Below are 11,415 nucleotides of genomic sequence, written 5' to 3'. Positions count from 1 at the left end.
CGCATAGTGCTCGACGTCAACTTCTTCGACGAGCTCCGGATCGGCCTGGCCACCGCTGACGACATCCGTCAGTGGAGCCACGGCGAGGTCAAGAAGCCCGAGACCATCAACTACCGCACCCTCAAGCCCGAAAAGGACGGACTCTTCTGCGAGAAGATCTTCGGTCCGACCCGGGACTGGGAGTGCTACTGCGGCAAGTACAAGCGTGTCCGGTTCAAGGGCATCATCTGTGAGCGTTGCGGCGTCGAGGTCACTCGCGCCAAGGTGCGCCGTGAGCGGATGGGCCACATCGAGTTGGCCGCCCCCGTCACGCACATCTGGTACTTCAAGGGTGTCCCGTCGCGCCTCGGCTACCTGCTGGACCTGGCGCCCAAGGACCTCGAGAAGGTCATCTACTTCGCGGCGTACATGATCACGTACGTCGACGAGGAGCGCCGTACCCGCGACCTGCCCTCCCTGGAGGCGCACGTCTCGGTGGAGCGGCAGCAGGTCGAGAACCGGCGTGACGCCGACCTGGAGGCCCGGGCCAAGAAGCTCGAGTCCGACCTGGCCGAGCTCGAGGCCGAGGGTGCCAAGGCCGATGTGCGCCGCAAGGTGCGCGAGGGCGCCGAGCGCGAGATGAAGCAGCTGCGCGACCGTGCGCAGCGCGAGATCGACCGTCTCGACGAGGTGTGGACCCGGTTCAAGAACCTCAAGGTCCAGGACCTCGAGGGCGACGAGCTGCTCTACCGCGAGCTGCGCGACCGCTTCGGCACGTACTTCGACGGTTCGATGGGTGCCGCGGCGCTGCAGAAGCGCCTGGAGTCCTTCGACCTCGAGGAGGAGGCCGAGCGCCTCCGCGAGATCATCCGTACCGGCAAGGGCCAGAAGAAGACCCGTGCGCTGAAGCGGCTGAAGGTCGTGTCTGCGTTCCTGCAGACCTCCAACAGCCCCAAGGGCATGGTCCTCGACTGCGTCCCGGTCATCCCGCCGGACCTTCGCCCGATGGTGCAGCTGGACGGTGGCCGCTTCGCGACCTCCGACCTGAACGACCTGTACCGCCGTGTGATCAACCGCAACAACCGTCTGAAGCGCCTGCTCGACCTGGGTGCTCCGGAGATCATCGTCAACAACGAGAAGCGCATGCTTCAGGAGGCTGTTGACGCCCTCTTCGACAACGGTCGTCGTGGTCGCCCGGTCACCGGTCCCGGTAACCGCCCGCTGAAGTCCCTCAGCGACATGCTGAAGGGTAAGCAGGGTCGATTCCGTCAGAACCTGCTCGGCAAGCGAGTCGACTACTCGGCGCGTTCCGTGATCGTCGTCGGTCCGCAGCTGAAGCTGCACCAGTGCGGTCTGCCGAAGGCGATGGCGCTGGAGCTCTTCAAGCCGTTCGTGATGAAGCGCCTGGTCGACCTGAACCACGCGCAGAACATCAAGAGCGCCAAGCGCATGGTGGAGCGCGGCCGCACGGTCGTGTACGACGTCCTCGAAGAGGTCATCGCCGAGCACCCGGTTCTGCTGAACCGTGCGCCCACCCTGCACCGTCTCGGCATCCAGGCCTTCGAGCCGCAGCTGGTCGAGGGCAAGGCCATCCAGATCCACCCGCTCGTCTGCACCGCGTTCAACGCGGACTTCGACGGCGACCAGATGGCCGTGCACCTTCCGCTGTCCGCGGAGGCGCAGGCCGAGGCCCGCATCCTGATGCTGTCCTCGAACAACATCCTCAAGCCCGCCGACGGCCGTCCGGTGACGATGCCGACCCAGGACATGGTCCTCGGTCTGTTCTTCCTCACCACCGACGGCGAGATGCGGGACGTCAAGGGCGAGGACCGCTCCTTCGCGTCCGTCGCCGAGGCGATCATGGCGTTCGACGCCGGCGAGCTCTCGCTGCAGTCGCGCGTGGACATCCGCTTCCCGGTGGGCACCATCCCGCCGCGCGGCTGGACCCCGCCGGCGCAGGAGGAGGGCGAGCCGGAGTGGCAGCAGGGTGACAGCTTCCGTCTGAAGACCACGCTCGGCCGTGCGCTCTTCAACGAGCTGCTGCCCGAGGACTACCCGTTCGTCGACTACGAGGTCGGCAAGAAGCAGCTCTCCGAGATCGTCAACGACCTCGCCGAGCGCTACCCCAAGGTCATCGTGGCGGCGACGCTCGACAACCTGAAGGCGGCCGGCTTCTACTGGGCGACCCGTTCCGGTGTCACCGTGGCCATCTCCGACGTCGTCGTTCCCGAGGCGAAGAGGGAGATCGTCAAGGGCTACGAGGCGCAGGACGAGAAGGTCCAGAAGCAGTACGAGCGCGGTCTGATCACCAAGGACGAGCGCACGCAGGAGCTCATCGCGATCTGGACCAAGGCGACCAACGAGGTCGCCGAGGCGATGAACGACAACTTCCCGAAGACCAACCCGATCTTCATGATGGTGAACTCGGGTGCACGAGGCAACATGATGCAGATGCGTCAGATCGCCGGTATGCGTGGTCTGGTGTCGAACGCGAAGAACGAGACGATCCCGCGTCCGATCAAGGCGTCGTTCCGTGAGGGTCTGTCCGTGCTGGAGTACTTCATCTCCACGCACGGTGCCCGTAAGGGTCTGGCGGACACCGCTCTGCGTACCGCCGACTCGGGTTACCTGACCCGTCGTCTGGTCGACGTCTCCCAGGACGTCATCATCCGCGAGGAGGACTGCGGCACCGAGCGCGGTCTGAAGCTGCGGATCGCCAACCGCGGCGCCGACGGCGTGCTGCGCAAGGCGGACGACGTCGAGACCAGCGTCTACGCCCGCATGCTCGCCGAGGACGTCGTCATCGACGGCAAGGTGATCGCGCCGGCCAACGTGGACCTGGGCGACGTGCTCATCGACCAGCTGGTGCACCACGGTGTCGAGGAGGTCAAGACCCGCTCGATCCTGACCTGCGAGTCCCAGGTCGGCACCTGCGCCATGTGCTACGGCCGCTCGCTGGCCACCGGCAAGCTGGTCGACATCGGTGAGGCGGTCGGCATCATCGCCGCCCAGTCCATCGGTGAGCCCGGTACCCAGCTGACGATGCGTACCTTCCACACCGGTGGTGTGGCCGGTGACGACATCACCCAGGGTCTGCCCCGTGTCGTCGAGCTCTTCGAGGCCCGTACCCCGAAGGGTGTCGCCCCGATCTCCGAGGCCTCCGGCCGCGTCCGGATCGAGGAGACCGAGAAGACCAAGAAGATCGTCGTCACCCCGGACGACGGCAGCGACGAGACGGCGTTCCCGATCTCGAAGCGTGCCCGACTCCTGGTCAGCGAGGGCGAGCACGTCGAGGTGGGCCAGAAGCTCACCGTGGGTGCCACCAACCCGCACGACGTGCTGCGCATCCTGGGCCAGCGTGCCGTCCAGGTCCACCTGGTCGGCGAGGTCCAGAAGGTCTACAACTCGCAGGGTGTGTCGATCCACGACAAGCACATCGAGATCATCATCCGGCAGATGCTCCGCCGTGTGACGATCATCGAGTCCGGCGACGCCGAGCTGCTGCCCGGTGAGCTGGTCGAGCGCTCGAAGTTCGAGGTCGAGAACCGTCGTGTGGTCCAGGAGGGCGGTCACCCGGCCTCCGGTCGTCCGCAGCTGATGGGTATCACCAAGGCCTCGCTGGCGACGGAGTCCTGGCTGTCGGCCGCCTCCTTCCAGGAGACGACCCGAGTCCTGACGGATGCGGCGATCAACGCCAAGTCCGACAGCCTCATCGGCCTCAAGGAGAACGTCATCATCGGTAAGCTCATCCCGGCCGGTACGGGCCTGTCCCGCTACCGCAACATCCGGGTCGAGCCGACCGAGGAGGCCAAGGCCGCGATGTACTCGGCCGTCGGCTACGACGACATCGACTACTCGCCGTTCGGCACCGGCTCCGGCCAGGCCGTTCCGCTGGAGGACTACGACTACGGTCCGTACAACCAGTAGGCGAGCAGCTTGAGTTGAAGGGCGGTCACCCCGTGGGGTGGCCGCCCTTCGGCGTGTGTGCGGGCCGTCAGAGCTGCGGCTGCAGATACGGCTGCAGGTGATGCAGCCGCGTGTAGTAGTCCGGGTGCGAGGAGAGCAGCTTGCTGAGCGCGCTCTCCTCCAGCTTCACACCACCGTTCGCCGCGGTGAGCGCGGCCTCGGCGTACTGCTCCTGCTGGTGCAGTTTGTCGAGTACGGCGGCCAGCATCGGGGCGAAGCCCAGCGCGGCCGCGTGCTCGTCGGCCCGCAGCTCGGAACGCCGGCCGACGGCGGCGAGTGCGTACGGCACCGCCAGGACCAGCAGCGGCAGCCCGTACAGCGTGCTGATCGTCGCCAGGGCGACGGAGCCGATGACCAGCACGACGACGGCGGTGCCGATGCAGCCGAACGCGCGCGACACCTTGAACACGAAGCCGGAGAACGCCTTCAGAACGCGCCAGGCGATCCGGCCGGGCAGCGCGTACCAGTAGCCGAGAAGCCCGGACCAGGCGTGGCCGCCGACATGGTGGCCCAGCTCGTGCGCCATGACGGCGGCGAGTTCTCCGTTGGGCAGTTCGTTCATGGCGAAGCGCGTGACGCCGACGATGTGGCCGGCCGCGGCGACCGCGTTCAGGTTGTCGCTGTCCTCCACCCACAGCTCGTAATTGCGGCCTTCTATCCCGGCGCGGGCCGTGACCTCGCGCCAGACCGGCTCGAGTTTGGCTCGTTCTTGTGGAGTGGGGTAGCGCAGACGGAGCAGATGGCGCGCGAGGGCGCTTTCCGTGGGCCGGTGGAAGACGAGTGCGCCGCTGGCGAGCCAGGCCAGCACCACGACGATGCCGAAGCCGCCGAAGACGAGCGAGACGAGGCCGACGACGAACAGGCTGCACAGGAAGTTCGGCAGGTGGAGCAGCAGACTGCCGACGGTGGTGGCGTCGGTGCGGCGCTGGTCCCTGCGGATGTGGACGCGGCCGTGGTCGGTGCTGATGTGGTGCGGGTGGGCGGAGGGCGCGGGAGGCACCGGCGGCGCAGGTGGTGCGGTGGGCGCGGAAGGTGGCTGCGGGTACTGCGGGGGCTGGCCGGCCTGCGGGTACGGGGGAGCTGCCTGAGCGGGGTACTGCGGTGCCTGTGGGTACTGGGGAGGCTGGGTCGGCTGCGGTGCTGCCTGTGGGTACTGCGGCGGTACCGACGGCTGGGGCGACTGCGCCGGGTACTGCGGGTACTCCGGTGGTTGCTGGGTCATGGCGGTTCCTAGTGGTTGCTTCAGTCGGGGACGGCGGTGCGGTGGTTCAGCCGAGCAGCAGTGACGCGGGGAGCAGGACCGTGCCGACGCAGAAGGCGATCAGGCCGGTGCGGATCCACTGGTGCTTGCGGGCGGCCAGGCGGCTCGACTCGGTGAGGGCCACGGTCAGAGCGGTGCCGGGATCCTGTTCCGTGTCGGCGAGCGCGGACTCCAAGTGGCCCTGCCGTACGGCCTGTTGGATGTCGCCGAAGTAGGTCAGCGGCTGTCCCGGCGTCCACGCCCCGGAGCGGTACCGCGGGAGTACGGCCAGCAGCATGGCGAAGAGGGAGACGGCGAGGGACAGCGTCCCGGACCACCACAGCGCCGTGCCCGGGGTGGACAGGGACGACGGTGTCCAGCCGCGTCCGGCCAGCAGTCCGCTGAACACGCCCGCCGTCATGCCGAGCGCGGCCACCAGCACGGAGGCCTTGCTGTCGGCGCGCGCGATCTCCGTGCGCAGATCGGTGAGGAGACGCTCGCAGAGCCGTATGCGCGCGGCGGGAGCGGGAGCGGGAGCGGGTGTGGGTGTGGGCGGAGGAGCGGGTGCCGGGTCGGTGGTTGTCATGTGCCGCTTGCCTCTGGGGAGTTGTCCGGGGCGTTCGGGTCCTCGGTGTCGGGCTGGGGGGCCTGGTCGGACGGTTGGTCGGGCACCGTCGGGGTGTTGCCGTAGCCGGGAGGGGGTTGCCAGGACGGGGTCTGCGGCGGGGCGTCCGGCGGCGGAGGGGCGTACGGCATGGGCGGGGGCGTGTAGGGCGCGGGCTGCTGCCAGGACGGTGGGCCCGGCGGTGTGCCGGGGGTCGGCGGTGCGGGTGTCGGTGCGGGAGCCTGCGGAGTCTGAGCTCCGATGGCCTGATCGCCCGGGTTCTGGTCGCTCGACGCGCCCGGGTACGCCGGCCCGTCCCCCTGCGGCGCGATGAGCGGCGGCGTCTGCGGGACCCCGGGGAGGCGCTGGTTCAGGATGTCGCTCACCGTGCGCAGGGCGAGTTGCTTGGGGCCCTCCAGCTCGTAGTTCTCGGCGGTGTCACCGTTGAGGAGCTGGCTCACCAGGTCCATCTGGGCCTGGATCATGCGGAGTTGGTCCTCGCGCATGCTGGTCATGACCAGACGGGAGTCCTCGGGGTGCTGGGCGAGGTGGAGGGCCCAGGCGTGCACGCCGCCCTGCTGGAGGTGGTACTGGTAGAACTCGATCTTCTGCGCCTCGATGCGCTGCAGTTCCAGCATCTGCTGGCCCTGCTGCAGCGCCAGTTGGTGCTGTTGCCCGCTCGCCAGCATCGCCTGTTCGTGCTGCCAGTGCTGCTGCTGGAGGAGCAGATCCTGCTGCTGGGTGCCGTACGCCATGGCCCGGTCGATCTGCAGCCGGTCCTGCTGCCGGTTGCGGCGGTCCACCTCGACGTCGATCTCCATGCCCCGCTCGGCCGCACGGATCTGCTCCGTGGCGGAGTGGTCGATGGCCTGGAGCCGGCGCTGGTGGTCGATGTTCTCCTGGTCGCGCCGCACCCGCAGCGTCCAGGTCACCTGCAGTCCCGCGGGCGCCCCGAGCGGGCCGAGGACGGTCACCGCCTGCAGCAACTCCCGCTCGGCGTCCGCGCTGTCGGCGATGGCGAAGCGCCGGGTCACCGGCCGGGCCGCCCGCTGCAGCTCGCCCAGCACCAGCGCCGGCACGTCCCGGTGCCCACTGGCCACGAACCGGGCCGGGTCGAGGACCTGCCAGGACAGGTCGACGGCGGCCGTGAACTCGAACGCGTCGTTGTCGCTGGGCAGGGTGAGCTCCGCCGAGAACGGGTGCACGCCCATGTCCACCTCGTACACGGCCGTGTACCGCTTCGCCGCGATCTCGCTGCGCGTGGGCCGGCGAGGTGGCAGATAGCAGTCGTGGCCGCCCTTCGGGGTGGCGAAGACCAGGGCGTGGTCGATGCGGACCAGCGACTTGAGGTTGAAGTCGAAGCGGCCGAGCTGCCGCACGGTGAGCACCGGGTCGACCAGTTCGGTGTGCCGGTCCGCCTGCTGCTGCCACTCGGGCGGGCGGTTGAAAGCGGGCATGGTGCGTGTCTCCTCGGGATGTACGGGTCAGGTGCGGGCCGGGAGGACCGTCAGGAGCCGGGCCGCCACCAGCGGCGGGGGATTGCCGTCCTCGCCGGGCATGGTCCGCAGCAGATGGCTCAGCCGGTCGTGCTCGGCGGGCGTGGTGACGAGCCGGGGCAGCAGGGCGGCCAGCGCCCACTCGGTGGCCGTGGCCCGGTCGGCGATCAGCACCCACTCGCGCAGCACGTCGAGTGCGTGCCGGGTGGAGCGGGGGTCGGCGAGGGCCGCCCGCCACAGCGCGGGAACGGTGCGGGCGGGCTCGCCGTCCTCGTGGGCGGTGCGGGCGTACCAGTCGAGGACCAGCGGGTTGCCGTACCGCTCGCCGTCCTGTGTGCGCCGGCAGGCGTTCACGAAGCCGCCGAGCGCCAGATCGTGCACGGCGCGGTCGTCGTCGAGGTGCTCGCGCAGCTCGGCCAGGACCCGGTCGCCGGCGGGGGAGAGCAGCAACAGTTCGACGGCCTCGGCGAGTTCACGCGCCATCTCGCCGTCGAGGTCGTCCGGATTGTCCTCGTACAGCCTGCGTACGGCCCCGCGCAGCGCGGCCAGCGCCTGTTCCGGCCGCTCCGGTCCGATCAGTCCGTACGCCCGTACGGCCACCCAGCGCAGCCGCGGGTCGGGGCCCTCGCACCAGCCGTCGAGGATGCGCGGGACGTAGGGCGTGCCGATGAGATGGGCGAGGGTGAGTGCGTTGACGGCGACCAGCCGGTGCCGGAACAGCTTGGAGGTGCCCCAGGGTTCGACGACCAGCGCCATCGCCGAGGGCAGGTCGGTGCGGGCGAGGACCGCGACGGTGGACGCGGCACGGGTGCGGACCAGGGGACGGCCGTCGTCGGCGAGGCGGCGCAGCCAGCCGATCAGCGCGGGCCGTGCGGACGGATGGCCCGTCCACACCTCGCGCAGCAGCACGAGGGCGACCCGCTCGTCGACGAACCTGGCCTTCTGCTGGGGCACCGGCCCCCACTCGGTGTGCTCGTCCTCCTCGAACCTCTCCGCGCGAGCGAGCTGGAGGCGCTTGCCGATGTGCGTGCCGAAGACGGGAACCTCCGGGACCTGGGATCGGTTCCAGGTCTCCTGGAGGAGGCGGTAGAGCAGGTCGCTGACCTCGGCGGTGAGGGCGTACGGGCCGCCGTCGAAGGCGGCGAGGGCCACCAGGAACGCCTTGTCCCGCAGGTGGATCGAGGTCTCGTCCTCCTCGAACCACTCCTGGACCTGGTTCTCCAGCGAGACCAGCGAGAACTGCGCCACCGCCTCAGCGCCGACCTCGCCGGCCGAGTGCCGGGCGAGCAACTGCGCGAAGGCGGCGACCTCGCGCAGCTGGTGGCTGCGGTTCAGGAAGTCGGTGACGTCCGGGAGTTCGAGCAGCTTGGCGGCGGTCTCGGCGTCGGTGCGGGTGCGCAGATGGGCGGCCAGGACATCGGCGGCGGCGGGCGGGCGCCAGGCCGCGGTGAACGCCACGTCCTCCAGTACGGCGGTGTCGTCGACGGTGACGATCAGGTACCCGTGCTCGCCGAGCCGGTCGCGGGCGGCCAGCAGATGCGGCTCGCGCAGCGGGCGGTCGCGGCGGGTGGCCAGGTCGCACAGGACGTATCCGCGCGAGGGGTCCTCGTCGGTGTCCGGGGCGGCGACCCGTTCGGCCAGGGCGCTCGGCTCGGTGGTGCGGTCCAGGGTGCGGACGCGGGCCGGGCCGAGCCGGTGCAGGAGCATCAGTGCGGCGGTGCGCCGGCCGGTGAAGCGGGCGCCGGACAGGACGAGGACGTGGTCGCGGCGCAGCCGCTCGAGCAGGCCGGCGACGGTCTCCTCGTCGGCGACGAAATGCTCGGCCAGCCGCTCCAGGGTGCTCGCCGGGACCTCGCCGGACGCGGATCCCGAGGACGAGAACCCGGGTATGGAGAACTGGTAGACCGTCTTGGTCCCCATGATCACGTCGCCGCCGACCTGGTTGCCGGTGACGTTGTTCTGGTCGCCGCCCACGGTGCCGCCGCCGAAGCGCGCCTGGGCGCCGATGCTCATGCTCCGTGGGCTGTGGTCGACCAGGTCGCGCCGGGCCGCCCAGGCGTCCTGCGGCTGGTCGCGCTCCTCGGACTCGTCGTCCGTGCCCTCTCTTCGGGCCTCGTCCTTTGCGTCCGGCTCGGCCTGGGGCTGGTCCGGCGCCGGTCCTGACGCGGGAGGCTGCTGCTCGGGCGTGCTCACGAGCCTTCACCCCGCCCGCGGTTCTTGGTGCCGATGGTGAAGTCGCCGCCGATCTGGTTGCCGGTGACGTTGTTCTGGTCGCCGCTCACCGCGCCCCCGCCGATGGTGACGGCGCCGTTGAAGACAGGACCCGGCGCCGGGGCTCCCCGGTCCGGCGCCGGGCCGCCCTGCGGGGGGACGCGCGGCGTCGGGCGGTCCCCCGAACCGCCCGACGCCTCCCCCGCCCCCGTGTCACCGTGGTCCTCGCCCGCCGCGCCGGCCGGCACGGGACCGTGCAGCCAGGCCTTCAGCGGGCCGTTCTTGCTGTCCACCGTCACCGCGTGGAACTCGGCCTTGGGGATGCCGGTGTGGTCGTGCCGTACGACTCCGGCGTACAGGGGGTCCGACACGCACAGTGCGAAGTCGTCGGCGCGCTCGCGCAGCGCGGCGCGCAGGACCTGCGCGTCCAGCAGCCGGCAGGCGTGGTTGAGGTCGGAGCCGACCCAGCCGTCGTACTCGTCCACGGCGACATGGCCGGTGGCGACGACGCCGCGCAGCCGAATCTGGGCGGAGCTGGAGGCCATCCTGTTGACCGTCCGCAGCTGCGCCGGCACCTCCGTGAGCAGGCTGCGCAGCAGCGCCGTGACCGGGGCGCTCGCGTCGATGAGCTCCATCACCGAGTCCCCGCGGTCGGCCCGCAGCCGCAGCGTCTCGTCGATGCCGGCGGCCTGCAGGGCGCGGTCGGTGATGTCGTAGAGCATGCGCCGCAGATAGGCCTGCTCCACGTCGTCCCGGTCGCTGAACCTCTCGATGTCCAGCAGCAGGATCGTGCGGCTCACGGGGTCGGTCATGGTCGCCTCTCCGAGGGGGGTGTGCGGTGCAGGTCAGCAGAGTGGCGTTCGCGTGACCTGGGTGGTGAGGGCGTATGACCCACTCGTTCTGTGACCGTGTGCACAGAAGAGCCGTACGAGGACGGCGGGATCACTCCTCGCGCGGCCCCTGCGGCGAGGGAATCGCCGACGAGGGCTCGGCCGCAGCGATCCGCCGCAGCACGTCGGGCCGCCGTATGAGAAGCGCCCGGCGGCCCGTCACCACGGCCTCCTTGTCGCGCAGTTCCCGCAGCAGCCGCTGCACCATCTCCCGGGACGCGCCCACCGAGCCCGCCAGCTCCTGCTTGCTCAGGGGCACGGCGAGTTCGATGCCTTCGTCGGTACGGCGGCCGTGGGTGCGGGCCAGGTCCAGCAGCAGGACGGCGAAGCGCTCCCGCACGCTCATCGACGCGAACTCCAGGCGGCGCCGGTCGGCCGCGCGGGTGCGGTCCGCGGTCAGGCCGAGGAGGGCGAAGGAGACCGCGGGGGAGCGGCCGAGGAAGTCCTTGAAGCGCTCGTGCTCCACGGCCACCGCCTGCACCGGCTCCAGCGCGGTCACCGTCGCCGACCGCGGCCGCCCGGTGAGCGCCGCCGACTCGCCGACGATGTCGCCGGGGCCGCGCAGCGCGAGCAGCGCCTCGTAGCCGTTGGCCGCCGCGGCCGTCACCTTGGTCCAGCCGTGCACCAGGAAGAGGACGTGGGAGGAGGGCTCGTGCTGGTGGATGAGGATCATGCGCGCCGCGAAGTCCAGCCTGCGGCCGAGCGCCAGCAGCGCGGAGCGGTCCCCGCTCTCCAGACGCGCCAGAAAGGGCACCCGGTCGTCCAGGCCTCCGTCGTCCGGTGAGTACACCGCCGTCCTCGTCACGCTCGTCCCCCGATTCCCTTCGCTGCGAACGGATCAACGTACTGAAGGCGCAGAACCGTCGGATCGGAAAGAGCGCGAATCGGCCAACGACGCGAAATGATCTACGACCGGCGCGAACAGGCCGTGGGGCAGAGGGAGAAGGCCCGCGCGGGCCTTCGCGCGACGCACCCTGTGCCGGAATTGCCGCCGCGGCGCATCATGGAGGGACTCGGGGGTTCGGGGAG

General features: G+C 70.3%; 7 protein-coding genes. 1 reads left to right on the top strand and 6 read right to left on the bottom strand.

Translation table 11 applies throughout. The annotated features are described in order from the left end of the window. The first annotated feature begins 6 nt into the window (after positions 1-6). On the top strand, positions 7-3,906 hold the full coding sequence (locus tag ABZ880_RS21340; protein WP_361265080.1) for a DNA-directed RNA polymerase subunit beta': 3,900 nt from the start codon (positions 7-9) through the stop codon (positions 3,904-3,906). Between the two features lie 67 nt (positions 3,907-3,973). Here ABZ880_RS21340 and ABZ880_RS21335 read toward each other — a convergent pair whose 3' ends face one another. The 6 genes from ABZ880_RS21335 to ABZ880_RS21310 all read right to left on the bottom strand — a co-directional run bounded on the left by ABZ880_RS21335 (position 3,974) and on the right by ABZ880_RS21310 (position 11,191). Beyond that, on the bottom strand, positions 3,974-5,167 hold the full coding sequence (locus ABZ880_RS21335) for a M48 family metalloprotease (RefSeq protein ID WP_361265077.1): 1,194 nt from the start codon (positions 5,165-5,167) through the stop codon (positions 3,974-3,976). A gap of 46 nt (positions 5,168-5,213) precedes the next feature. Then, a complete protein-coding gene (locus tag ABZ880_RS21330) occupies positions 5,214-5,771 on the bottom strand; it encodes a Pycsar system effector family protein (protein ID WP_361265074.1) in 558 nt (185 codons plus the stop codon). Next, on the bottom strand, positions 5,768-7,246 hold the full coding sequence (locus tag ABZ880_RS21325; RefSeq protein ID WP_361265071.1) for a hypothetical protein: 1,479 nt from the start codon (positions 7,244-7,246) through the stop codon (positions 5,768-5,770). Before ABZ880_RS21325 ends, ABZ880_RS21330 begins: the two co-directional genes overlap by 4 nt. A gap of 27 nt (positions 7,247-7,273) precedes the next feature. Next, on the bottom strand, positions 7,274-9,478 hold the full coding sequence (locus ABZ880_RS21320; RefSeq protein ID WP_361265068.1) for a hypothetical protein: 2,205 nt from the start codon (positions 9,476-9,478) through the stop codon (positions 7,274-7,276). Continuing rightward, positions 9,475-10,308, bottom strand: coding sequence for a hypothetical protein (locus tag ABZ880_RS21315; RefSeq protein ID WP_361265065.1), 834 nt, complete (start codon positions 10,306-10,308; stop codon positions 9,475-9,477). Before ABZ880_RS21315 ends, ABZ880_RS21320 begins: the two co-directional genes overlap by 4 nt. A gap of 130 nt (positions 10,309-10,438) precedes the next feature. Beyond that, positions 10,439-11,191, bottom strand: a complete 753-nt coding sequence (locus ABZ880_RS21310; RefSeq protein ID WP_361265062.1) for a Crp/Fnr family transcriptional regulator — start codon at positions 11,189-11,191, stop codon at positions 10,439-10,441. Between the last annotated feature and the right edge of the window lie 224 nt (positions 11,192-11,415).

This window comes from Streptomyces sp. NPDC047043, assembly GCF_040644055.1.
In the GTDB taxonomy this organism is placed as follows: Bacteria; Actinomycetota; Actinomycetes; order Streptomycetales; family Streptomycetaceae; genus Streptomyces.
This window is presented reverse-complemented; position numbering and strand designations above follow the sequence as displayed.